Origin of the sequence: Vibrio neonatus, assembly GCF_024346975.1 — a bacterium.
GTDB classification, from domain to species: domain Bacteria; phylum Pseudomonadota; class Gammaproteobacteria; order Enterobacterales; family Vibrionaceae; genus Vibrio; species Vibrio neonatus.
Window position 1 is genome coordinate 1,960,499 of sequence record NZ_AP024885.1, and the last position, 24,481, is coordinate 1,984,979.

General features: G+C 43.6%; 25 protein-coding genes and 1 pseudogene. 13 read left to right on the plus strand and 13 right to left on the minus strand.

Annotated elements, in window-relative coordinates; genetic code table 11:
- Positions 1 to 56 precede the first annotated feature (56 nt).
- Positions 57 to 356, plus strand: a pseudogene (locus OCU38_RS09055) (CcdB family protein); the annotation flags it as partial.
- Between the two features lie 80 nt (positions 357 to 436).
- On the opposite strand, the gene OCU38_RS09060 reads toward OCU38_RS09055, so the two are convergent.
- The 4 genes from OCU38_RS09060 to dapA all read right to left on the minus strand — a co-directional run bounded on the left by OCU38_RS09060 (position 437) and on the right by dapA (position 4,281).
- Positions 437 to 973, minus strand: a complete 537-nt coding sequence (locus OCU38_RS09060) for a PD-(D/E)XK nuclease family protein (protein ID WP_261822837.1) — start codon at positions 971 to 973, stop codon at positions 437 to 439.
- 132 nt (positions 974 to 1,105) lie between these two features.
- Complete coding sequence (locus tag OCU38_RS09065) at positions 1,106 to 2,080, minus strand: hypothetical protein (protein ID WP_261822838.1); 975 nt, start codon at positions 2,078 to 2,080, stop codon at positions 1,106 to 1,108.
- A gap of 215 nt (positions 2,081 to 2,295) precedes the next feature.
- Entirely contained in the window at positions 2,296 to 3,348 is a 1,053-nt protein-coding gene (gene bamC / locus OCU38_RS09070) for an outer membrane protein assembly factor BamC (RefSeq protein ID WP_261822839.1), read from the minus strand.
- Positions 3,349 to 3,402: 54 nt separating this feature from the next.
- Positions 3,403 to 4,281: a 4-hydroxy-tetrahydrodipicolinate synthase gene (dapA, locus tag OCU38_RS09075; RefSeq protein WP_261822840.1), complete on the minus strand. Its 879-nt coding sequence runs from the start codon at positions 4,279 to 4,281 to the stop codon at positions 3,403 to 3,405.
- Positions 4,282 to 4,513: 232 nt separating this feature from the next.
- Between dapA and OCU38_RS09080 the strand changes: the two genes are divergently transcribed.
- Positions 4,514 to 5,041, plus strand: a complete 528-nt coding sequence (locus OCU38_RS09080; RefSeq protein WP_261822841.1) for a glycine cleavage system protein R — start codon at positions 4,514 to 4,516, stop codon at positions 5,039 to 5,041.
- A 16-nt stretch (positions 5,042 to 5,057) separates the two neighbouring features.
- Positions 5,058 to 5,531 (plus strand): thioredoxin-dependent thiol peroxidase, encoded by a 474-nt coding sequence (bcp, locus tag OCU38_RS09085; protein WP_261822842.1) that lies wholly within the window; start codon positions 5,058 to 5,060, stop codon positions 5,529 to 5,531.
- Positions 5,532 to 5,645: 114 nt separating this feature from the next.
- On the opposite strand, the gene OCU38_RS09090 is transcribed toward bcp, so the two are convergent.
- Complete coding sequence (locus OCU38_RS09090) at positions 5,646 to 6,749, minus strand: AI-2E family transporter (protein ID WP_261822843.1); 1,104 nt, start codon at positions 6,747 to 6,749, stop codon at positions 5,646 to 5,648.
- An 8-nt stretch (positions 6,750 to 6,757) separates the two neighbouring features.
- A complete protein-coding gene (locus tag OCU38_RS09095) occupies positions 6,758 to 6,979 on the minus strand; it encodes a sulfurtransferase TusA family protein (RefSeq protein WP_261822844.1) in 222 nt (73 codons plus the stop codon).
- 202 nt (positions 6,980 to 7,181) lie between these two features.
- On the opposite strand from OCU38_RS09095, the gene bepA reads away from it, so the two are divergent.
- The 3 genes from bepA to OCU38_RS09110 are packed head-to-tail and all read left to right on the plus strand — an operon-like array spanning position 7,182 to position 9,451.
- Positions 7,182 to 8,651, plus strand: coding sequence for a beta-barrel assembly-enhancing protease (gene bepA, locus OCU38_RS09100; protein WP_261822845.1), 1,470 nt, complete (start codon positions 7,182 to 7,184; stop codon positions 8,649 to 8,651).
- A 12-nt stretch (positions 8,652 to 8,663) separates the two neighbouring features.
- Positions 8,664 to 9,014, plus strand: coding sequence for an arsenate reductase (glutaredoxin) (gene arsC, locus OCU38_RS09105; protein ID WP_261822846.1), 351 nt, complete (start codon positions 8,664 to 8,666; stop codon positions 9,012 to 9,014).
- The gene (locus OCU38_RS09110; RefSeq protein WP_261822847.1) at positions 9,014 to 9,451 is read left to right on the plus strand and encodes a DUF2069 domain-containing protein; all 438 of its coding nucleotides are present in this window, start codon (positions 9,014 to 9,016) and stop codon (positions 9,449 to 9,451) included. The genes arsC and OCU38_RS09110 overlap by 1 nt, the downstream gene beginning before the upstream one ends.
- Before the next feature lie 117 nt (positions 9,452 to 9,568).
- Here OCU38_RS09110 and OCU38_RS09115 read toward each other — a convergent pair whose 3' ends face one another.
- Together OCU38_RS09115 and upp are read right to left on the minus strand one after the other, a co-directional pair.
- Entirely contained in the window at positions 9,569 to 10,792 is a 1,224-nt protein-coding gene (locus OCU38_RS09115) for a DUF2066 domain-containing protein (protein WP_261822848.1), read from the minus strand.
- Positions 10,793 to 10,897: 105 nt separating this feature from the next.
- The gene (gene upp / locus OCU38_RS09120; protein WP_023403404.1) at positions 10,898 to 11,524 is read right to left on the minus strand and encodes a uracil phosphoribosyltransferase; all 627 of its coding nucleotides are present in this window, start codon (positions 11,522 to 11,524) and stop codon (positions 10,898 to 10,900) included.
- 291 nt (positions 11,525 to 11,815) lie between these two features.
- Between upp and purM the strand changes: the two genes are divergently transcribed.
- From purM to OCU38_RS09135, 3 genes are all read left to right on the plus strand, one after another.
- The gene (gene purM / locus OCU38_RS09125) at positions 11,816 to 12,856 is read left to right on the plus strand and encodes a phosphoribosylformylglycinamidine cyclo-ligase (protein ID WP_261822849.1); all 1,041 of its coding nucleotides are present in this window, start codon (positions 11,816 to 11,818) and stop codon (positions 12,854 to 12,856) included.
- Between the two features lie 2 nt (positions 12,857 to 12,858).
- On the plus strand, positions 12,859 to 13,458 hold the full coding sequence (purN, locus tag OCU38_RS09130) for a phosphoribosylglycinamide formyltransferase (RefSeq protein ID WP_261822850.1): 600 nt from the start codon (positions 12,859 to 12,861) through the stop codon (positions 13,456 to 13,458).
- A 185-nt stretch (positions 13,459 to 13,643) separates the two neighbouring features.
- Entirely contained in the window at positions 13,644 to 14,756 is a 1,113-nt protein-coding gene (locus OCU38_RS09135) for a S1 family peptidase (protein ID WP_261822851.1), read from the plus strand.
- Here OCU38_RS09135 and OCU38_RS09140 read toward each other — a convergent pair.
- Together OCU38_RS09140 and lpcA are read right to left on the minus strand one after the other, a co-directional pair.
- Positions 14,740 to 15,582: a class II glutamine amidotransferase gene (locus OCU38_RS09140; RefSeq protein ID WP_152819584.1), complete on the minus strand. Its 843-nt coding sequence runs from the start codon at positions 15,580 to 15,582 to the stop codon at positions 14,740 to 14,742. The two genes, OCU38_RS09135 and OCU38_RS09140, sit on opposite strands and share 17 nt — an antisense overlap.
- 35 nt (positions 15,583 to 15,617) lie before the next feature.
- Positions 15,618 to 16,196: a D-sedoheptulose 7-phosphate isomerase gene (gene lpcA, locus OCU38_RS09145; protein WP_023403399.1), complete on the minus strand. Its 579-nt coding sequence runs from the start codon at positions 16,194 to 16,196 to the stop codon at positions 15,618 to 15,620.
- A 303-nt stretch (positions 16,197 to 16,499) separates the two neighbouring features.
- Between lpcA and fadE the strand changes: the two genes are divergently transcribed.
- Positions 16,500 to 18,950, plus strand: a complete 2,451-nt coding sequence (fadE, locus tag OCU38_RS09150; protein WP_261822852.1) for an acyl-CoA dehydrogenase FadE — start codon at positions 16,500 to 16,502, stop codon at positions 18,948 to 18,950.
- Positions 18,951 to 19,055: 105 nt separating this feature from the next.
- Here the strand turns inward: fadE and dnaQ are convergent, their stop codons facing one another.
- Positions 19,056 to 19,778, minus strand: coding sequence for a DNA polymerase III subunit epsilon (gene dnaQ, locus OCU38_RS09155; protein ID WP_261822853.1), 723 nt, complete (start codon positions 19,776 to 19,778; stop codon positions 19,056 to 19,058).
- A 58-nt stretch (positions 19,779 to 19,836) separates the two neighbouring features.
- On the opposite strand from dnaQ, the gene rnhA reads away from it, so the two are divergent.
- A complete protein-coding gene (rnhA, locus tag OCU38_RS09160; protein WP_261822854.1) occupies positions 19,837 to 20,301 on the plus strand; it encodes a ribonuclease HI in 465 nt (154 codons plus the stop codon).
- An 18-nt stretch (positions 20,302 to 20,319) separates the two neighbouring features.
- On the opposite strand, the gene OCU38_RS09165 is transcribed toward rnhA, so the two are convergent.
- Positions 20,320 to 21,045: a class I SAM-dependent methyltransferase gene (locus tag OCU38_RS09165; RefSeq protein ID WP_261822855.1), complete on the minus strand. Its 726-nt coding sequence runs from the start codon at positions 21,043 to 21,045 to the stop codon at positions 20,320 to 20,322.
- A 38-nt stretch (positions 21,046 to 21,083) separates the two neighbouring features.
- Between OCU38_RS09165 and gloB the strand changes: the two genes are divergently transcribed.
- Together gloB and OCU38_RS09175 are read left to right on the plus strand one after the other, a co-directional pair.
- Positions 21,084 to 21,842 carry a hydroxyacylglutathione hydrolase gene (gene gloB, locus OCU38_RS09170; RefSeq protein ID WP_261822856.1) on the plus strand — a complete coding sequence of 253 codons (759 nt, stop codon included), beginning with the start codon at positions 21,084 to 21,086 and terminating at the stop codon, positions 21,840 to 21,842.
- 147 nt (positions 21,843 to 21,989) lie between these two features.
- Entirely contained in the window at positions 21,990 to 23,579 is a 1,590-nt protein-coding gene (locus OCU38_RS09175; protein WP_261822857.1) for a LysM peptidoglycan-binding domain-containing protein, read from the plus strand.
- Here the strand turns inward: OCU38_RS09175 and OCU38_RS09180 are convergent.
- Positions 23,563 to 24,450: an endonuclease/exonuclease/phosphatase family protein gene (locus OCU38_RS09180; RefSeq protein ID WP_261822858.1), complete on the minus strand. Its 888-nt coding sequence runs from the start codon at positions 24,448 to 24,450 to the stop codon at positions 23,563 to 23,565. The genes OCU38_RS09175 and OCU38_RS09180 overlap by 17 nt on opposite strands.
- Between the last annotated feature and the right edge of the window lie 31 nt (positions 24,451 to 24,481).

Here is a 24,481-nt window from a genome sequence, read left to right on the forward strand (position 1 = left end):
ATTTAAAGTATTCATCAGAGGGAACAGCCTAATACTTGACTTAGCAGGGAGGACGACACCCAAATAACGATAAGAGAACGGCTACTGCTTACCCATACTTTGTTGATGTTCAAAGTGAAATGCTTGATACATTGAATACCCGACTAGTGATCCCTTTAACGCCAGTTGAAATGTTAGAAAAGAAAGCCCCTACCCACCTATGTCCAATAATCCATATTGACGAAGGGGATTTTGTAATCCTCACTCACCGAATGGCGAGTGTACCAACTAAGATCTTACGTGATCCAGTAAATGAGTTGAGCACCTTTAGAAACGAGATTATTGCTGCCATCGACTTTCTGATTACTGGCATATAAAACTAAGTTAAGTGGTAAGCTAAATCTGAGCGAAGCAAGGGAGTCCAGCCCGCATTTACGCTCCCATCTTGAACTATTTGTTACCTGCACAGCGCACGATCATTGTAAATGTTATCAGCTCGTTCAAAAATACTTCTCATGTCACTCAAACATGCCGCAACTTCAGCCCAAGTAATAACGGCATCAAAATCCTTAATGGTCGTATTTTTAGGCTTATATTTTGATGAGCACAAGCCTAAAAGATGTACTTTTTTCCAAGGTAGATCATTACTACTTTGTATCTTCTCTTTGGCTAAAATCATATTATTGATTTGACTAGGGCTAAATTTTTGATTTGCTTTGGCCTCAATCAACACAATTGATTCATCTGAAAGAACAAACACATTATCGAATGTCTGCTTTTCAAATGACTTATTTTCACGATCAATATAACCTGCCTTAGCCAAATCTCTAAAAAGGCAAATCTCATAACCACTGTCTACTATTTTAACACTCCTGCTTAAGCCCAACGTCTTGATCAACAGGGTTTGAAACGACTCACTATCATTAAGACACCCATAATATAGATGTGAGGTATAGAAAACTTCCGTTCTTGTTATTTCGCTTAATTTTTTCATATACATTTATTTAGTCACTAGATATGACGCAAAGTAAGCCAGATTGCTTAGATCGGGATACTGTATGTTCGGCGAGTGATATTGTTTTATTTACGTAAAAAAGGCGTGACTGAATCGCCACGCCATAGTGACTTAATCGCAAGATCTTAGGGCGGGAGCCGTTGTTGAAAGTACCATTCTGTTATAGTCTAAGATGTGCTCTGTTAGATAATCGCGCTCTTTATAGCTACTGTAAGATAGTGTTGAATTAAGTATGGTTTTGAATTCATCTTCGTTGTCATAAAGACAGAATGCGTGAATAAAAGGGTGGGTGCTTTCAAAGCCGTATTGTGATAAATATATTAATGCTGCTTTGTTGTCATAATTGGTGGTGAAAGCTTCATTTTCACGAATTTCTTGAACTTGCAATGTATTAAACAACTCTTGTTTTTTGGTAAGAATTTCATCAAAAAACTCTTGATTATCATACATATAAGCTCTGCCCTCTGGTGTAAAGACTTTGGAATATAGTGCTCGTTTGATGTAGCGACCAAATTCAGTTCGTGGTGGACGGTTAAATTCAGGATCTTGTGCAAATGCTAGATCTTTTTTTGCGTGCCTTAGTAAAGCCCTTCTGTGACGTATATGTGTGTTAGATTCATCGGCATATTTATTGATATTCTGCTGAATTTCGTCAACGTGAGAAAGAAGATACTTATGACGTAAATCTAAAAAGCGCTCAGTTAATACTTGTGGTTGTTGCGATTGAATTTTAAGGTGTTTAAGGAGTCGAGTTTCAAAGTCTGTGAGTGTTTTATCTTCTAGTTTGTAATCCAACATTTCTAATCGTTTGTAGGTCTTCTCAGCCGTACCTGAATCAAGAAAGGTGTATAAAGTGTTATGTGAATAAAAAACCTCTTCCATTGCCCCTATCTCTCTAGCGGTAAGAAGCTGCTCAAGATTGAGATACGCTAGACTAAAACTTGCGTCGGGGCCCACGTACTCTTCGGGGAACTTGGCGTATTCAGAAATTTCGATGTTGAACTTAGGTGGGGTGAGTACTTCGTCGCCACAAGCGGCCAAGATAGGCACAATAAAAAGTAAAAGGTATTTTGTAATGTTTTTCATAAGGCATCCATATATAAAAGTACTTAGTAATAATTTTCAGGAAGCACACTTTCTATAATCATTCGATTTTCTTTATAAGTAATTGAAATTAATGTGCAAATAGGTGCACATTTTATCGACAATATCTATCTACGTCCATTTTGCACCGACATAAATAACAAAAAAAAGGAGCACCCAATCAGGTGCTCCTTTTGTTATTCATTAAAGAGTATGGATTACTCTTGGTCAGCTTCGCCGTCTTTGGCTGTGCTAGTTTGTTCCATCATCTTGGCTAATACAGGTAGCATTTCTTTTAGCATCTCTTCTGTCACTGGTTTTCCAGCTTCATTGGTAATGTTAATCGAAGTTCGGTTACCTAAATCACCTAACAAGAAGGTGTATGTTTGTGAGTCGTAGCTTAGCGGCTTCATGCCGATGCTTTGCCAGAAGTCATCATTAGGTTGGGAGAATGATGTTTCGATAGTACCTTGAGATTGGTTGCGTCCATCCATGGTAAAGCCCATTGTAGGCAATAGCTCAGGGATACGTTGCCAGAAGACATCGTAAGGGGCGCGCGCAATAATAATAGGCAGACCGCTGCGATCTTGTCCCATGCTCAAAGGAATTATCTTAACCAGTTCCAACGCTTTCTTAGCGGCTTCATCACGAACCACTTGGTCGTAACGCGACATCACTAAGTTAGTCATAAAGGTGTTATAACGTTCTTTGTTGGTAAGGCTAACTTCTTGCTCTTCACCGCCTTCTTTCCATGCAATTAAGCTAATGCGGAATCCAAAGCGAGAGTTTTCTTCAAAGCGTTCGATAAGGTAACGGCTGCTTAGCGTTTCCTCTTCGTCTTCTTCTTCCCATACGATCCAATCTGTTTCAATGCGGTCGTCAGTAGAGGTTAGGCGTTTGATATCACGAGAATCCATCATATCTTGCGCTGTTTGCCATACTTTATCGCGCTCGTCTTTGGTTAGTAGCCATAAGGTCACTACCCCATCAACTTGCTCAGTGCGAGCACCAGGAATCAGTTCTAGAACCTGTTGTGGCGGGCGAATATCTACCTGTTTGCCAATACCACCGACATAATCCCCACTCGGGATATTATAGTCAGGGTAAAACTCAAGCTGCTGATCTGGCGCTGATACAAGATCAGGGCGAGGTTCAGCTTCAAGGTATTTAAAGTCGTCTTTTGCTTGACGACGCTCCGCTGCACTACCAGCACAACCACTTAAAATAGCGACAGCCAGTGTACTAAGCACTAGCTGATTAACAAACTTCATTGAGACTCCTGATCCTTAGCACCTGATTGAGGTTCGAATCGTAGATAATTAGGTTTAACGAATGCCAGCTTGCTCAAGTGCAGCGTTCACTACTTCTTGGCCTGCTTCTGACAATGGCGTCATTGGTAAACGCAATGCGCTGTTTTCAACAAGGTGTAATTGCTGAGCTGCCCATTTAACTGGGATTGGGCTAGATTCAACAAACAATCCGTGGTGCAAGCCCATCAAACGTTCGTTGATAACTTCAGCTTCTGCGAATTTGCCTTCGCCAGCCAGTCTAAACATATCAGCCATATCTTTTGGTGCAAGATTGTTGGTCACAGAAATCACACCTTGACCACCTAGCTTCACAAAATCGAGACCTGTCGCATCGTCACCACTAAGTAGGACAAAATCATCGCCACAAAGTTCTCTATGTTGTGCCACTCTTGATAGTTCGCCTGTCGCGTCTTTCAGCGCCACGATGTTATCAATCTTAGACAGTCTTGCTACCGTTTCAGGGTGCATATCAACACCTGTACGACCCGGTACGTTATATAGGATGATAGGAACCGCGCTGACTTTAGCAATTTCGACAAAATGCTGATAAATGCCTTCTTGAGTCGGCTTGTTGTAGTACGGTGTCACGCTCAAGCAACCGGCAATGCCCGAATCATTTAGCAAACGGCTAAATGTAATGGCTTCATGAGTTGCATTTGCACCCGTACCTGCAATAACAGGAATGCGACCATTAGCAAATTCAACTATCTTGCCGACGACCTTCACATGTTCTTCAACGGTAAGCGTTGCCGACTCACCTGTAGTGCCTACTGCGACTATTGCAGATGTACCCGCATCAACGTGGAACTCAACTAAGTTCTTAAGACTTTGGTAATCTACTTCATCATCTGTATTGAAAGGCGTTATCAAAGCAACAATACTTCCCGAAAACATGACTCACTCCCTAAATTTCATTAATATCGCATGGTACTTGATTGAGATTAGAAAACACAAGCGGATATAGGCACTGGCGTCAAGTTTTTACCAATTATTTGCATTCAAGTTGACAGGATCGACGTTCATCAAAGCCGATATGTTAATTCAGTTAAAGTTTCCAACATTAACCGGCACCAAAACAAATGATTGCGTGTAGACTATTAAAATTCGTCAGTCAAAGGATACTATTATGGCGCAGCATTTAATTATCACTGCCGTTGGTACAGATCGCCCGGGTATTGGCAACAAAATCATCCATCTTATTTCTGAACTTGGTTGCAATATTATCGACACCCGCATTGCAATACTGGGTAACGATTTCACGTTAATAATGCTCACTTCTGGCACATCTTCTCAAGCGACTCGCGTTGAGCACTCTCTTCCCCAATTAGGGGCGCAGCATGATTTACTGACTATGGTAAAACGTACCTCGCCACATACCGAATTGGCACCCAAATTTACCATTGAAGCGCATATTCAAGCACAAGACAGAATTGGCCTGACGGAACAAGTCACCTTTTTCTTCGCCAGTAAAGAAATAGGGATTAACTCGTTAAGTGCTAAAATGCTCAGCGGAGAAAACAAAGATAAGTTTCAAATTGCATTGAGCGCATCGCTGTCAGATGAGTATAATTTAATGCAGTTACAAGAGGACTTTGCTTCATTTTGTGATTCACTCAATGTGCAAGGAACGCTTAATTTCATCAATAATGGATAATGTTCAAGGATTTTCAATGCAAACATTAACGGCAGGCACACCCGCACCTGATGTCACTCTGCTCGATCAGGATGGCAACTCCGTCTCTCTAAAGGACCTTAAAGGGCAAAAAGTTCTGTTTTACTTTTACCCAAAGGCGATGACTCCAGGTTGTACCGTGCAAGCGCAAGGTTTACGTGATGTGAAAGCCGAGCTTGAAGCTCACAATGTCGTAGTGCTCGGTGTCAGTATTGATCCAGTAAAACGCTTAGGTAAGTTCATTGAACGCGATAGCCTAAACTTCACGCTATTATCCGATGAAGATCACTCTGCAGCCGAAGCCTTTGGCGTTTGGGGAGAAAAGAAATTCATGGGCAAAGTGTATGACGGTCTGCACCGCATCAGCTTTTTGATCAATGAAGAAGGCGTGATTGAGCACGTATTCAACAAGTTTAAAACTAAGACGCACCATGAAGTGGTGTTGGATTATTTGAACCAAGCTGAATCCTAGTCACAGCTTCAGAAAAGCATATAAAAATCAAAAGCCAGTCGCATATAAAGTGACTGGCTTTTTCGTTGTTTAGTAATCAGCAAGCGCTAATCAGAAAGCAATAAGCGATAGTTATTACTGTTGTGACTCTGGTACTTCTTGCTGTTGTTGCGACTGTTGCGAAACATCCAAGTCAGGGTGATTAAAGGCATTCACTACCGCTTTCACTAAGGTGGCAAGTGGGATGGCGAAGAATATCCCCCAAAAACCCCACAATCCACCAAATACCAATACTGAAATAATAATCGCTACTGGGTGCAGATTGACCGCTTCCGAGAAGAGCACTGGCACTAATACATTACCATCAAGCGCCTGAATAATGCCGTAAGCAATTAGAAGGTAATAAAACTGCGGAGCAAGCCCCCACTGAAATAGCCCCACGATTGCCACCGGAATAGTAACAGCAGCAGCGCCGATGTAAGGAATTAACACCGACAAGCCAACGGCAACCGCAAGCAACACTGAGTAGCGCAAATCCAATATGGCAAAAGTAATGTAACTGGCACTGCCGACGATGACGATCTCCACCACTTTACCGCGGATATAATTGGAGATTTGACCGTTCATTTCATGCCATACCTGATAAGCAAGATTACGGTTTTTTGGCAGTATGCCGCTAAGCATACTTAGCATTTGTTCTTTATCTTTAAGCAAGAAAAAGATCAGTAGCGGCACTAAAATAAGGTAAACACCCACCGTAGCCAAACTCACCAATGATGCTAATGAGCCTTTCACTGCGCTTTCCCCAAGCCCAACGAATTTATTTTTCATGTCAGCAAACATAAATTCAGCGTTAGTGACGGTGGCAAATTCAGGAAAACGTTCTGGGATTGAGTTGATAAAATCTTGCAACTGACGGTACATGTTCGGCACATCATTGAAGAAATTACCAATTTGTTGCCAAATGGTTGGCACTATGCCAATAAATGCAACAAGCACTAAGCCAACAAACAGCAGCAACACTAAAATAACAGCCAGAGTTCTAGGTACACCAATGCGAACTAACTGAACCACCGGCCACTCTAGAAGGTAGGCTAATACGATAGCAACCAGCAATGGCGCAATCAGGTGTCCAAAAAAATAGATGGTGATAAATCCAAATAGAATGATGGTCACTAAGCTAACGGCGTGAGGATCAGAGAATCTGCGTTTATACCATTGCTTCATCATATCTAGCATAGTAAGGGTTACTCTTTGGTTATGGTTAAGGAATAAAAATCAGTAGCTTGCTTTACGTCCACCTGCATACCGTGACGTAAAAAATAAGCCTGCATATCGTTGATAGAGACTAAATCTAACACTAAAAAAGTGAGGCTTTGAGACGATAGTAATGCCCTACTCGCACGCTTGGCCAACAACAAAGTCATAGGACATCGTTCTTCAGTAAGATCTATGATTTCGACTGACATATTTGAACGAGTTCTATTTATTCTAAATACGCCTATTGTAAATCTTTTTTAGTTCAAAACCACTATTATCCCGTGTTAACCTAGTGACTAAGTTGTTAACAAGTGTCATTTTGCTCTTATCAAGAAACCAAATGGACTCAATAGGGTCTTACCATTAGACAACCCTCTTTCAATGGAAATCGGATCTCACGTTAATTAAACAATGACTGCCATTAATTTAAAACGCAAAGTATCGATATTAACGACGCTATTAAGCGCATCTTTATGCTTTAGCGCGCCGAGTCTTGCCAACTCCACAGACTTACCCGATATCGGTACAACCGCTGGTGCGACCCTGACCATAGATCAAGAGCGCAATTACGGCGATGCCTATATGCGCATTCTTAGAGCCAGTCAGCCTATCGTCAGTGACCCTGTTTTAAGTGAATATGTCTCAAGTCTGGGTTATCGATTAGTTGCCAATGCCTCTGATGTAAAAACGCCTTTTAAGTTCTTTTTGATTCGTGACCGAAACATTAACGCCTTTGCCTTTTTTGGTGGGCACGTCGCGTTACATACTGGGCTCTTTTTACACGCCAACACCGAAGGCGAACTCGCCTCAGTGGTTGCCCACGAAATTGCCCACGTTACCCAGCGCCACTTAGCAAGGCGTATGGAAGATCAAGCGCGTAAAACTCCGGTGACTATCGCCGCATTAGCCGGTTCTATTTTATTGGCGATTGCCGCTCCAGAAGCGGGAATCGCGGCTATAACTGCCACGCAAGCAGGCGCAATGCAAAGCGCCATCAACTATACCCGCAGTAATGAGAAAGAAGCGGATCGAGTGGGCATGAGCACCTTGATCAAAACAGGTTACGATCCGCATGCGATGCCGCATTTCTTTGGCCGCTTAGCCGATCAATATCGCTATGCGAGCAAGCCGCCGCCAATGCTACTGACTCACCCATTACCCGAAGATCGTATTACCGATACTCGTGCTCGTGCTGACGCATACCCTTCTAAGCCACATGCTCCTGTGTTGGACTTTCACATGGCAAAGGCGCGAATCGTAGCCCGTTATGTAGGCATCAATAGCGATAGCGCGTTAGATTGGCTTAAACGCAAAGAAAAATCCGCATCAGCCGAAATAAAGCCCGCCTATCAATACGGTAAGGCTCTGGTTTATTTAGATACTAAACAGCTGGATAAAGCCGAAGCTTTGCTCGTGCAATTGCAAAAACAGCTGCCGAATAGCAACTTTGTGCTGGATGCGCTGGCCGATTTAAACATTGCCAAGAAAACACCGCAAAAAGCGCAACTGTTGTTAGAAAACGCATTGAAAACCAAGCCGGGTAACCCAACATTAGAGATCAATCTGGCAAACGTTTTGATTGAACAAGATAAAAACAAAGAAGCGATACGATTATTACAGCGATACACGCACGCTAATTCCGATGACAGCAACGGCTGGCATCTATTAAGTAAAGCGCACGCTAACTTAGGGGATTCGGCAAATGAAGTTGCCGCTCGCGGTGAACTGTACGCTCTTAGCGCTAACTGGAATCGAGCGATTCAAAGCTTTACTCAAGCCGCTCAATTGTCACAGCTAGGCAGTAATCAGCAAGCTCGCTTTGATGCGCGTATCGATCAGCTTTTACAACAACGCGACCAGTTTATGGCGCTCCAAAACTAAAAAGGAAATTTCATGTCTGTTGTTATTTTTCATAACCCTCGCTGTTCAAAAAGCCGAGAGACATTAGCTCTACTAGAAGAAAAAGGAATAGCACCAGAAGTGGTTCTGTATTTAGATGTTGAGCTGACCCTAGATTCACTACGCACTATCTACAGCCAATTAGGGCTGACTGAAGTGCGTCAAATGATGCGCACCAAAGAAGCTATCTATAAAGAGCTAAACCTTAGCGATAGCGCATTAAGCGATGATGCGTTGTTTGAAGCTATGCTAGCCAACCGCAAACTGATTGAGCGCCCGATTGTCGTGGCAAATGGCAAAGCTAAACACGGCCGTCCACCAGAGCAGGTTTTAGAGATCCTATAATGCCCGATTCTAACGCCATAGAAATGGCCCCTAACACCAAGCTATGGCTACGAACCGCGCAAATAGGTCACTTTTGCTTATTGGCTTGGGTACTACTTTGGCACAGTGTCATTTCGCCACCGGCTGAAATTAGCCCTTGGTTTCTGACCATTGCTTGGTGTGTACCTTTGCTGTTCCCTATCAAAGGCATATTGACGCAAAAGCCGTACACCTTTGCTTGGGCAAACTTTATATTGCTACTCTACTTCCTACATTCACTGACATTGGTGTATGTAGATGAAGGAGAGCGAACTCTGGCTATCATCGAGTTGGTTATGACCAGTATTGCCTTTATTGGCAACACGCTATATAGCCGATTAAGAGGACGCGAGTTAGGTTTGAAGCTAAAAAAACTGTCTGAATATAAGCAAGAAGAACAGCAACGCTTTGAGCGTTAGTATCTCTAGTGGCTAAAAAACCCATACAACAAACAATAAAAAGCCCCTGTATTATCTATTTTTAGTAGTAATACAGGGGCTTTTTTAGATTACGCTAAATCGTCAGTAATGAAGAAGCTAAGATTGCCACTCATAGTCAAGAGTTTGCGGCTCTTCTTCTGCCACTGGAGTTGCAGGTGCGCTCTCCGTTGTCGCGGGCGTTGTTACAGGCACTGAAACTGCAGTCGACGGCTGTGTTGCGGTATCTGTATTGCTGTCAGCTTGCACTGGCGCAACGGCTTGCGCTTTTTCTGTCGCAGGTGCAGTTGGAGCAGTAGGAACAGGCTTAGCCGCTTTGTTCACTTTATTGCTTCTGAGTAATTGACGTTCAAAGTCGGCTTTATCGGTAATTAAGTTAACTTGAAAATCAACGTCATCACCCACTACATGACTCAGCTCTACCGAAGCAACACTTGGTAAACTCTCTAGCATACGTTCAATGCTGAAAAACGAGAACGCGTCATTTACGCCAGAGAACTTAACATCAATTGATGAAGCCACTTCACCGCTGCTTTTGGTTGCGCTTTTGTTCGCGTAGTAACGACCTAGTTCTGCCACCAAAGCTTCTGTCACTTGTTTATTTGTTCCTGAAGCCTCGCCAGAAACCGGAGACAATGCACTATCGTCGATAAACTGGGGTTTATCATCGTAGAGTGTCCAGCGCAGACGCTGCTGATGACCATTACGGGCAATTCGAGCCACTACGACGGCATCAACATTATAGCGACGACTGCTATTAGAGATTTGCTTGGTAAAGCCACCCCATAGTTCTGTCGGCTTGATGCTAGTGACATCATCGATATCGCCAACTGGGACAATAATCGGAAGCCCTTTTTGACCTGCCACATATCTTAGGTTCGCGACAGAGGTTCGCTCTGACTGCTCCCAGCTAATGGTTCTATCATAGCCATTGTCTTCTACAACCCAAACCAACAAACGGGCGCGCTCTTCCGGCCAATAAGGTAAATTTGCCTGAGCTAATAAAGATTGGATCTGTTTTGAGTTAAAAGACATTTTTAAGATAGGTTGATCATTTCTTTGAGATGACATGATCGTCGACAAAAAGCGGCTACTTTGAGTAATGGCTTTTTGCACAACTGGATTATCTAAAGAGGCAGAATCACCCGTTGCTCGTACAATAACTTCTCGCATACCTTCACGGCGCGCTAACTCTTCACCGCTGTGTTTGGCGCCTTCTTGCTGTTCAAAAACGACAGCCTCAGTATCAAACACATTCACTTTTGTAACCGCAAGCGCAGAAAAAGAGGTTAATGTTGCTAGCAAACAAGCTAATAATCGCATAAATAACTCAGTAATATTAATTAGTTAGAAAAGAATAAGCGAAGATACTAAAACCAACAAGTAGAGCCTGTTTAAAAGTGCCCTACTGTGTGGTTTTATTTAGCGTTACTTAGTACCAAAAATCTTGTCACCCGCATCGCCAAGACCCGGAACAATGTAGCCTTTGTCGTTTAGGCATTCGTCGATAGCTGCAGTGAATAGCTCGATATCTGGGTGAGCTTTTTCTAGCGCTTCGATACCTTCAGGAGCGGCAACCAAAACCAGTGCTTTAATAACTTTACAGCCTTTCTCTTTCAATAGATCAATGGTCGCAATCATAGACCCGCCAGTTGCTAGCATTGGGTCAACAACTAGAGCGATACGTTGATCGATGCATGATGCCAACTTATTAAAATACGGTACAGGTTCTAATGTTTCTTCGTCACGGTAGATACCCACAACACTGATTTTAGCACTCGGCATGTGTTCCAATACGCCGTCCATCATGCCAAGACCTGCACGTAAGATTGGCACTACGGTTACTTTTTTGCCTTTAATTTGGTCAACTTCAACCGAACCATCCCATCCTTCGATAGTGACACGTTCTGTTTCAAAATCAGCGGTTGCTTCATAAGTTAGTAGGCTACCCACTTCAGTTGCTAACTCTCTAAAACGCTTAGTGCTAATGTTGCCTTCGCGCATTAAACCAAGTTTATGCTTTACAAGTGGATGTTTTACCTCAACAACTCTCATATCTTTCTCCAATCTGAATTCAATAAACCTCCGAATTATATACCCAAACTATGCTAACTTACGAGCTACATAGGTATTAGTGGGCAATTAATTCAAGATTGCGAGCGCAATCTGTTAATTGCTTCAATCTACCTATCTTATTCGGTTTTTGTGGTTATTTTTCTCTCACATAAAGGGGATAAATCAATAACAAACGTAAATAACCGCGCAAACGTTTGCTATTGTCGATTATCCCTTGTTAGAATAGCGCCGATTTTTCTTCCCTAACTTTATCTAAACGAGGAATTTCCCGTGAGTAGTAACAAGGCTTCTCTTAGCTACAAAGATGCTGGTGTAGACATTGACGCTGGCAACGCACTGGTTGACAAAATTAAAGGTGCTGTAAAGCGCACACGTCGTCCAGAGGTCATGGGTGGCATTGGTGGCTTTGGTGCATTATGCGAATTGCCAACCAAATATAAGCAACCGGTACTGGTTTCGGGTACAGACGGCGTTGGTACTAAACTGCGTCTTGCACTAGACATGAAAAAACACGACACCATAGGTGTTGATTTAGTGGCTATGTGTGTAAATGACCTTATTGTTCAAGGTGCTGAACCTCTATTTTTCTTAGATTACTATGCAACAGGGAAGCTTGACATAGATACAGCCGCTGACGTTGTTGCGGGTATCGCTGAAGGTTGTGTGCAATCTGGTTGTTCACTAATCGGTGGCGAAACAGCAGAAATGCCGGGCATGTATGAAGGCGACGATTACGATGTTGCTGGCTTCTGTGTAGGTGTTGTTGAAAAAGAAGACATCATTGATGGCACTAAAGTCGCTGCTGGTGATGCACTTATCGCTGTAGGTTCAAGTGGCCCACACTCAAACGGCTACTCACTAGTTCGTAAAATCCTTGAAGTGTCTAAAGCGGATCTAAACCAAGATCTAGAAGGCAAACCTCTAGGCGAACACCTACTAGAACCAACAAAAATCTACATCAAATCAGCACTTAAAATGATTGAGAAGCACGATATCCATGCTATCTCTCATATTACTGGTGGCGGTTTCTGGGAAAACATCCCACGCGTTCTACCTGAAGGCACTAAAGCAGTTATCGATGGTAACAGCTGGAACTGGCCAACTATCTTCAACTGGCTACAAGAAAACGGCAACGTTGACACTCGCGAAATGTATCGTACATTTAACTGTGGTGTTGGCCTAATCGTTGCTTTGCCTCAAGATCAAGCTGAGCAAGCTGTTGAACTTCTTAAAGAAGAAGGTGAAAACGCTTGGGTTATTGGTCAAATTGCACAAGCAAATGGCGAAGAAGAGCAAGTAGAGATCAAATAATAATGACTAAAATTGTCGTCTTAATTTCAGGGAATGGAAGTAATTTACAAGCTATCATTGATGCTTGTATTAAGGGCGACATTGACGGTCAAGTCAGTGCGGTTATCAGTAACCGCGCTGATGCATTTGGTTTACAGCGAGCACAGAAAGCCAATATCCCTACCCATGTAAAATCGCACACCGACTTCTCCGACCGAGAATCCTTTGATCAAGCGGTGATGAGCATTATTGATGACTATCAGCCAGATATCATAGTGCTAGCAGGTTACATGCGTATTCTTACCGACGGTTTTGTGAATCATTACCTAGGTAAAATGATCAACATCCACCCTTCTTTATTGCCTAAATATCCAGGTTTACACACCCACCAGCGCGCGATTGAAGCTGGAGACAATGAACACGGCAGTAGCGTACACTTTGTCACACCAGAGCTAGATAGCGGCCCTATCATAGAGCAAGCGAAAGTTGTGATTGAAGCGCACGATTGTCCGCAATCACTATTGGCTAAAGTGCAAAAAGCAGAGCATATTCTTTACCCTAAAGTGGTGCAAGATATCATTGCAGGTCGCGTAGTTTGGCAAGGTATGAAGCAAAAGGCTTAATCAAAGCCACGGCACAAAGCGCCTTTATTCGCCTTATTAATATTCAATCTTCGAGTATTTTGCTCACTTCATTTTTAATCGAACGATCACAGATAAAAAATATTCCCTACTTTGTCTCTCTATTGCATATGGTAGAGAATTTATCATCAGCATAAAATCTTGGTTTTCATCTGACTGGGGTTGATATGCGCACGCAATGGCTGATGCTTGTTTTTGTCTTTATTACACTAGGAGCTCACGCAGCACCTTCATCTGTAAATCAAGAAAGTCCCTATATCATCAATGGTGTTAATGCCAGTGTGACTAGCTACCCCTCTTTTGTGAGCCTCTATTACAATCCACCGGAATCAACAGACCGTTATTACTCCTATTGTGGTGGCGTATTGATTGCTCCGCAGTATGTACTCACCGCCGCTCATTGCATTTACAACAACCACTTAGCTCAACTGTACACCTCGGTGGTGTTTTTAGCGCAAGATGAACTCATCAACCATCCAACTATTGCTGGCTTTAGTCGACGCGTTTCCGATATTTACTATCGAAATGACTACAACGATGACCTCAGTGCCAGAATGCCCAATGATATTGCAATACTGAAATTAAATGCCCCAAGACAAGTAGGTGAAGCCGTAGATTGGGCGATGGATGAATCTTATCGACACGATAGCAATGCGCAATTTACAGCGGTAGGCCATGGTACAACCAACGATGACAATTTAGGTAACCATGCACTGCAAAAGGTTGGGCTTACCTTAGTCGATAATGAAAAATGTCGACAAGAATTTGGCGATGGCATTACCCAATCGCACTTATGTTTTGATGGCGAATACAACCCTGTCACCCAATTAAAAAATTCCACCTGTAATGGTGACTCAGGTGGCCCGCTGTATTGGACGCACAATGGCCGCAATATCCTAGTTGGCATAACCAGTTTTGGTCCAACTGTCTGTGGCACGCCTTTGCGTAGCCTCACCTCGGTATTTACTGAAGTCGCCGATTATAACTTCTGGATTACTGATGTGCTCAACAACCAAATTGACCCAGAGATCACCACTCACCTACGCATTAGCGAGGAAAATCGACAATCTGGCATTGTTGAAACGGTAAATCATAACGTTGAGACGGTGACTGTTGAGGAGAAAGAACCAACGCATATTAGTGAGCCAGTAACGGTGGATTCAAGCAGTAATTCAAAAAGAAGTGGCGGTACGATGGGAATGTGGTGCTTGTTGCTAATGGGGTTGTTGGTTGCTCAACGAAGAGCAACCAATAATATCAGCTCTAAAGCGCTTCAGTAGGTGCTTGACTACGCGGTTTTGCTTCTGCATGGGCAACATCAGATAAAGCCTGCACATTGCTGTCAATCACTTCACCGAACTGAAATAAGGTAAATTCACCCGGCTTAAGTCGGTGCCATACCTCATCTTGTGTCAGCGGTTGTGTGGCGATAACGGAAACAACATCGTTGGGTGTTGTTTCTTCTTGGAAGTTAATCGTCACATCTTCATCAATCAACCTTGCCTTGCCAAACGGGGCTCGGCGAGTAATGTAATAAAGGTGGTTGGTACAGTAAGCAAGTACGTACTCACCATCTGAAAGCAGCATATTAAATACGCCCATCTTTCTTAATTCATCACATTTCTCAACTAAAAATAGGAATACTTCTTTCATATCTTTAGGCGGATGAGGGTAACGAGCTTCTAAGTTATCCAAGATCCAACAAAACGCTTTTTCACTGTCGGTTTCCCCTACAGAGCGATGGCGAGATATCGGTAGATCTTGATAGCCTGTCAGTTGACCATTGTGTGCAAAGGTCCAATAACGTCCCCACAATTCACGAGTGAACGGGTGGGTATTTTCTAGATTGACCCCGCCACGATTCGCTTGCCTAATATGACTAATAACAGCACGACTCTTGATAGGATAGCTTTGGACCAATTCTGCAATTTTTGAATCACAGCTTGGATTAGGATCTTTAAAGGTGCGAAACCCTTTCCCTTCATAAAAGGTAATCCCCCAGCCATCTCTATGCGGGCCAGTATTGCCGCCGCGTTGAATCAGGCCAGTAAAGCTAAAACAGATATCTGTTGGCACATTAGCGCTCATGCCAAGCAGTTCACACATATAAATCTCCTACTAAGGTTTTCGTTGTATTCTTATTAAGCTTCCATCTCTTTTTCGATTAATTGAATAATGATATGGATAATCTTGATGTGGATTTCTTGAATACGATCCGCATACCCAAAATGTGGTACGCGTACTTCTACATCCGCAACACCTGCCATTTTACCACCATCTTTACCGGTTAAGGCGATAGTTTTCATGCCTTTTTCTTTGGCAGCTTCAATAGCTTTTAAAATGTTGCCAGAATTACCTGAAGTAGATAGACCAAACAGTACATCACCTTTTTGACCCACGGCTTCTACATAACGAGAAAAAACAAAGTCATAGCCAAAATCGTTGCTCACACATGATAGGTGGCTTGGGTCTGAGATAGCGATGCCAGGATAACCTGGGCGGTTTTCACGATAGCGACCTGTAAGCTCTTCGGCAAAGTGCATAGCATCACAGTGAGAGCCACCGTTACCACAAGATAAAACTTTACCACCTTGCTTGAATGAGTCGGCAATCGTTTTAGCGGCCAATTCTATCTGTGCAATGTTGTTGTCATCGGATAAAAATGCCTGCAAGACAGTCGCTGCTTCCGATAGCTCACTCTTGATAAGGTCTTGGTACATAGCCGATCTCTCCTAAAATTATATGCTATTGCTGTAGCCTCGAATGTAACAAGAAAAGTTTAGCAGTGTCGAGGGGCATGTCGTTAGATTTCTAACTCAATTGTTTCATTGTCTACTATTGCGCCAGCTTTTCCTCCTGCCACGTGCAAACGACTCAACTCACAAAAAAACCACACTCACTCTTTACAAAATTTTAACATTTGCGATACTAAAATAACTGGTTCGACCTCTTACCATTGCTACATCAATGCAGTGATTGGATTTTAGGTTGTGATAAACGTGGTTAATGGAGAGACCTTTTACATGGATATACTTTTTGCTCTACTCACACTGTTTGTGGTTTCTGGCATTTGCCTTTATCACCGTAAATCACTGTTTATTGGGTTTATCAGTAACGCAATAGCACTGCTGCTGTGCTCGTTTATCGCTGGAGTCTCTTTCATTGCTTGGCTCATCTTGTTGGCAGTCACTGCATTTATGTTATTTGACCAATGGCGTCAAAAAACCGTCACCAAAAAACTGCTCAAAGCATTTAAAAGCGTACTTCCTCCTATGTCTCAAACAGAAAAAGAAGCCCTTGATGCAGGCACAACGTGGTGGGAAGCCGAATTATTTCAAGGCAAACCCAACTGGCAATTTTTAAAAGACATTCCTAAATCTGAACTCAGTGAAGAAGAAAAAGCCTTTCTCGATGGCCCAGTAAATGAACTGTGCGCCATGATTAATGATTATGAAATCACTCACCAACAAGCGGATATGCCCGCTGAGATTTGGCAGTACTTAAAAGACAACAAATTCTTTGCCATGATCATTAAAAAACAATACGGCGGCTTGCAGTTTTCCGCTTACGCGCAAGCCCTTGTTCTACAAAGATTGGCTGGCTCATCAATCGTAGTTGCCTCAACAGTAGGCGTACCTAACTCGCTTGGGCCGGGCGAGCTTTTGCAAATGTATGGCACAGAAGAACAGCGCGACCATTACCTTCCAAGGTTGGCGAACGGTCAAGAGATCCCCTGCTTTGCGTTAACCAGTCCAGAAGCAGGCTCTGATGCTGGCGCTATCCCTGATTTTGGTGTGGTCTGTAAAGGAAAATGGCAAGGCAAAGATGTACTGGGTATGCGTTTAACGTGGAACAAACGCTACATCACCCTCGCCCCTGTCGCCACGGTATTAGGCTTAGCCTTTAAACTGAGAGATCCTGATGGACTGCTGGGCGATAAAGAAGATCTGGGCATTACCTGTGCGCTTATTCCGACCCAATTAGACGGGGTTAAAATTGGTCGTCGTCACTTCCCTCTCAATATTCCCTTTCAAAATGGCCCTACCCAAGCCAAAGACTTATTCGTGCCTATTGATTTCATCATTGGCGGGCAAAAAATGGCTGGTCAAGGCTGGAAAATGTTGGTCGAGTGTCTGTCGGTTGGACGCGCTATTACCTTGCCATCAACCAATACTGGCGGCATCAAGATCAATGCGCTGGCCATTGGCGCTTATGCACGTATTCGTCGTCAATTTAAACAGCCTATTGGTCGAATGGAAGGCATTGAAGAGCCATTAGCACGCATCGCAGGCAGTGCTTATTTGCTTGAAGGAGCCAACCTGTTGACTATGGGCGCGATTGATAACGGCGCTAAGCCTTCGGTTATCTCTGCCATTGTGAAATATCATTGTACGCATCTAGGGCAAAAAGCGGCGATTGATGCCATGGATGTGGCGGGCGGTAAAGGGGTGATGTTAGGGCCATCTAACTTCTTAGGTCGTGCTTATCAGGGCGCACCTATCTCTATCACTGTAGAAGGCGCCAATATATTAACCCGCTCATTAATGATTTATGGACAAGGCGCAATACGCTGTCATCCATACGTTTTAAAAGAGATGGAAATCGCCCACTCAGATGCGCCAGACGCACTCGAAAAATTTGATAAGGCACTGTTTGGACATGTTGGCTTTGCCATGAGTAACCTATCGCGCAGCCTAGTGTTTGGGCTAACCGATGGTATCGGCTCCGACTCTCCCACTAAAGACGCCACTAAGCGCTACTATCAGCAGCTCAACCGTTACAGTGCTAACCTTGCCTTGTTATCGGATATTTCAATGGCATTTCTAGGGGGCTCACTCAAACGTAAGGAGCGTTTATCAGCGCGCCTTGCCGATATGCTAGGTCAGCTCTACCTATGCTCAGCCATGTTAAAACGCTTTGAGTTAGACGGTAGCCCTAAAGAAGACCTTGCCCTTGTACATTGGTGTGCTCAAGACAGCCTATTTAAAATAGAGTCGGCTATGTATGACTTCTTAGTCAATTTCCCGGTGAAGTTTGTTGGCTTAAAACTGCGTGTATTGCTGATGCCACTGGGACGCGTACGCAAAGCCCCTTCCGATAAGCTCGATAGTGAGCTGGCTAAAATTTTGCAAACGCCAAGCGCAACCCGCAGCAGACTTGGGCGCAACCAATACCTTGAACCCTCGAAACACTGCGTGCATGGGCAATTAGAATTAGCCCTGACCGTGGTTCTGCAAGCTGAGCCTATTTTTGACAAAATCTGTCAGCAATTAGGCAAGCGTAAGCCTTTTACTCATTTAGACCAGATAGCGAAACAAGCGCTAGAAGCGAACATGATAAGCCAAGAAGAGGCCGAAATATTACAAGAAGCCGAGCTGCATAGACTGAAAACCATTAATGTTGATGATTTTGATCCTGCTCACCTAGCGGCAAAAAATAAACAGCCTCAGCAACAAACGGATACTGCTCATTAAGATTTAACCTCTAAAACAAAATAGCCCTGAATATTCAGGGCTATTTACTGTCTATCGCATTTTAACTGTTGCCTGATGAATCAAGGCTAAGTCTTAGCAACTCACTTACCAATTAGGCTCACCAGAGAGCAAGGTTAAACGCTCAGCGTGAGCGGCTAACTCTTCATCGCTGGCTTTAATCACGCGCAGTGGCGCACGGCCTGCTTCCACACGTTGAATAGTAGAACCTGCCGCCCCTTCAGCGTTACCGCCACCAAACTGAATGGCTGTTTGACCACCGGTCATAAACAGGTAAACGTCGGCTAAGATCTCGGCATCGAGTAATGCGCCGTGCAATACACGAGCTGAAATATCGATAGTGAAATGTTTTGCTAACGAGTCTAAGTTTTTACGCGCAGGCATATTTGGCAAGCGTTTTGCCATCGCCAAGGTATCGGTAATTTTACAGTAGTCTTGGGTCTTACCTACCGAAGCGCCAATTTTACTAAATTCATAGTCCATGAAGCCGACATCGAAGGGCGCGTTGTGCGCGACCAATTCAGCGCCGTCGATAAACTCAAGAAACTCTTTATGAACGTCTTTGTATTCTGGCTTATCAAGTAAAAACTCATCGGTAATACCGTGTACTGCAATCGCATCCGGCTGTATTTCTCGATCAGGCTTAATATAAACATGAAAGTGATTACCCGTTAGCTTACGGTTCACTATCTCAACCGCACCAATCTCAATGATTCGGTGCCCAAGATAAGTTGGACCGCCTTCACGGTTCATACCGGTTGTTTCTGTATCGAGCACCACTATGCGGCGCGAATTGTTACTAGTATTCATAAAATTAAAACTGTGTCAGACTAAAGGTAAGGCTGTTATTAGGCAATCATATCAAATCATGAATAAACAAGTTGAGATTTTCACCGATGGCTCATGCTTAGGCAACCCAGGTCCCGGTGGCTATGGCATCGTCATGCGTTACAAAGAACACGAGAAGCTGATTTCTAAAGGCTTCATTATGACCACCAACAACCGTATGGAAATGATGGCGGCAGTTGAGGGGCTAAAACTTCTTAAAGAGCCATGCAAAGTGGTGTTGACCACCGATAGCCAATACGTGCGCCAAGGAATCACCCAATGGATCCATGGCTGGAAAAAGCGCGATTGGAAAACGTCCAATAAAAAACCGGTTAAAAATGCCGACCTTTGGCGGGCTCTCGATGCAGAAAGCCAGCGCCATGATGTGGATTGGAGATGGGTAAAAGGTCATGCAGGTCACAGAGAAAACGAAATCTGTGATGAAATTGCTCGCCAAGCGGCTGATACCCCGACCGATGAAGACACTGGCTATCAGCCATCTTGAAGCGACAAAAATTAAGAGTTAAGACTTAACTCGACAATTAAGCCTCACTGGCGCAAGACGACGTTTCAGTTTCCAGTGGGGTTTAATCGGTTTTAATGGATAGGTTCTTTTACGCGCCACAATAAAATATTGGCTACAAAAAGGCGTGCTCCAATTGCCAATGCCATTTTCTAACCATGTCCAAATGGCCCTTTGCTTTTTCACTGGCACTAAACCATAGCTATCCATGTGTACCACTTGATAGTTAAGCACGCTCAGCCAATCTTTAACCCTGTGCGGGGTAAACATTCGCCCACACCACGGCATACTGCGCCGACGCCATGGCATCAGACTATTAAGCCCAGATAAGCTAATCGGATTAAATCCGGTTAAGATCAGATAACCATCATCAATCATGACTCGGTCTACTTCGCGCAATAAACGGTGCGGGTCCAAGCAGTAATCCAATTGATGCGCCATTAACACAACATCGATGCTTTTTTCTAAGAATGGTAAATCATAGGCATCCGCAATCACATTATGCACAGGATTTTTGATGTCCAAGTTGATTTGATGCTGAATATTACAGTTACAACTGGTAATCTCACAGCTCAAGCCACCTAATTTAAGCATATGGTAGCCAAATAACTTCGGGCACCACTCATCCAAACGCATCTGTATAGCGTCACGAACCCACTTATGCTTAGGTAGGTCATCCCATGAATGGGGTTGGGTTATTTTCCGTGATATCCGAGCTGGTCGCATTCAGCAGTCATCCGTAAAGAAACAATAGGAATATCTTAATGTTAGTCGTAAAAAGCATACCTGCATTTAATGATAATTACATCTGGCTTATTCACAATAACCAAGGTCAGTGTGCCGTTGTCGACCCAGGCGACGCAACTCCTGTTTTGGCTTACCTAAAAGAACACAATCTACAACTGACCACAATACTGATCACTCATCACCATTCGGATCATATTGGCGGCGTTTCCGAGCTTCAACGTGAATTTTCAGAGGTCACTATTGTTGGCCCACAAAAAGATGCTGTGGCAGGGCTGACTCACTCTGTAGGCTCAGGACACCACTTGGAACTATTTGGCGAACACTTCTTAGTGCTTGATTTACCGGGGCACACTTTAGGGCACATTGGTTTTCTAGGCGATGGTAAACTGTTTTGTGGTGATGTGTTGTTTTCTGCCGGCTGTGGCCGTGTATTTGAAGGAACACCCGCACAGATGTGGCAATCACTACAAAAACTGGCTTCACTGCCAGTAGAAACCGAAGTGTACAGTGCACACGAATACACCTCGAATAACTTATCGTTTGCCATGGCAATCGAGCCTAGTAACCCCCAGTTACAAATTTACCGTGAAAAAGTAAATCAACTTAGAGCCCATCAAAAGCCCACTCTACCGACCACAATTGAACAAGAAAAATGGATTAATCCTTTTTTAAGGGTTGATATGCCTGAAGTCATTAACTCAGTAGCACATAAAACTGAAGATCTTACTCCAGAAGGTGTTTTTACCGCACTGCGTAAATGGAAAGATAGCTTCTAATTAAGTACACTCTGGCACAATATTTTATTTACACCCATTTAATGACCCGTTATTAACGACAACGGGTATAACACTCCTGTTCATAAAACCAATAATATTGAACAGCTATTAAGAACAATGGGAAATACATAGCACGAAGGCTTTTGCATGAAATTGAAATACAGCTGGATATTAGCTCTGGTACTTACAGGCTGTCAGACACCACAGCAGCCCACAGAAAAAGAGGTCACAGAGCTTCCTCCAACAACACAACAAAGCCAAGTTGAGATTGCGCCACCAGCCCAAGAAAAACCTCAAGAAGTGGCTGTAGAGCCCGTTGAAGAAGTGGAAAAGGCGCCTGAGCTAACGCCTCAGCAACAGCAAGACTTGTGGAAACGTATTGGCATGCAACTTAAGTTGCCTGTCGCCAATGATGAGAAAGTTGAATATTACCGTAATTGGTATATCAAACACCCAAGCCACCTTAGAATCGTCTCTAAAAGAGCCGAGCCGTACCTGCACCTTATTGTAGAAAAAATCGAGCAAAAGAACTTACCAATGGAGCTAGCATTACTTCCTGTTGTAGAAAGCTCTTTTGATGCCTTTGCTTATTCTCATGGCAGCGCCGCAGGCTTATGGCAGTTCATTCCCGGAACCGGTAAATGGTATGGGCTTGAACAAAACTATTGGTATGACGGTCGCCGTGACGTTTCGGCCTCTACAGATGCGGCTTTAAAATACCTAAGTGACTTAAATAATCGTTTTGATGGTAACTGGAATCACGCTATTGCGGCGTATAACAGTGGCGGTGGCCGTGTGAGCAGTGCTATTCGTAAAAACCGTCGCCTGAATAAACCAACGGATTTTTTCTCCCTTGAACTGCCGCAAGAAACCAGCGCCTATGTGCCAAAACTAATGGCGATTGCAGATATTGTGGCTCACCAAGAAAAGTATGGCGTTGAAATCCCAGCCATTGAAAATAAACCTGTGCTGGTACAAGTCGATCCTAAAGAGCAGTTAGATCTTGGCATTGCTGCTCAATACGCAGATATAAGCGTTAAAGAACTGCAAAGCTATAACCCGGCTTATAACCAGTGGGCAACCGCGCCAGATGGGCCGCATCAGCTATTGATTCCGATTGAGAAAAAAGATCAGTTTTTAGCGCAAGTAGAAAAAAATCGCGGTAAAGGCATCAAGCTAATTCGCTACAAAGTACAAGCCGGTGACAGCCTTGGCCTGATTGCGCAGAAACATAAAACCACGGTCAAAGTGATTCAAACTGCTAATGGCATGTCTAACTCAAATATTCGCGCTGGGCACTACCTGTTGATCCCAACATCAACACAATCGAACAGTGCTTACATACTCAGCGCGGAAAATCGACTGAAGCAGACTCAATCTCGCAGCCGAGGGGATTACAAAGTCTCGCATACCGTGAAATCAGGCGAAAGCTTTTGGACTATTGCCAAACAGCATAATGTCTCAGTGCAATCTTTAGCGAAATGGAACGGCATGGCGCCTAAAGATACTCTGCACGTAGGTCAAAAGTTAGTGGTGTGGAAGAAAGGCTCTGCTGGCGCGGTAATGCGCACCGTTTACTACAATGTGCGCAGTGGAGATAGCATCAGCAGTATTGCGCATCGCTTTAAAGTACGCACCAGTGACGTGGTCAAATGGAACAACTTGAACACGTCAAAATACCTTAAACTAGGGCAAAAGCTGAAGCTGTATGTGGATGTGACTAAAGTGACGGTTTAGCGGTTATTAGTGTAAAACTTGCCAGTAAAGGATTATGATCGGAGGCGTCACTCGTTGGCGCCTCTGCTGTTATTAACTGTAAGTCACGATAGTAAATATGATCCAATACATGCCCATTCATAAATTCTGAGCGTTGACCGCTAGGAAATACCGCTTCTTTAAAATGCGCTGTCGCCATAATTTGGCTGAGCTTTTGCATTCGCTCGTCACTCCAAGTATTAAAATCCCCACCAAAAATCACCGGACCTTGGTGTCTTTGCAGTTTATGCACCAATGCAAGCACCTGCTGTTGATACTCATCAGTCCCCACCGTAAAGTTGATTGCATGCAAATTACCTACGGCTAATTCACTGCCATCAGACAAAGGATAAGTGGCAAATAATGCAGACTTTGGCAGCTGTAGCCACGGCTCAGAATCTAGCTGAGCACAAATACGAAGCGGATACACGGGCGCTAAGTTCAGCACCCCAGCACTGACATCAAAAGTTTCAAAAGCTTTGGCTTGTTGCCCTATCCACTTAATTTGATACAGCCAACTTTTGAACTCATCAGTCAAGCTCACCTCTTGTAATAGAGCTAACTGCTTACCTTTGAGTAATTCACTCAGTACCGGCTTCCAGTTTTCTCGATTTTGTTTGTATAAGTTCCACACCAAAACATCAATCTGCCCATTATCATCCAAAGTGCGGCCATTTCGCGCAAAACTCTGGCACTCAAAGCGACTCTCTGCTTGGGTATCTTTCACGCCATCAGTAACAATTAAATGCTCAGCATCAGGCACAGAAAATAAAACTTTAAACACCACTACTGTGGCTATGGCGAGCCCTGCAATAATGAATAAAAACCAGCGTATTTTTTTATGTGCGGCCATAGAGTACCTGTTGAAAAAACCTGAACGAATG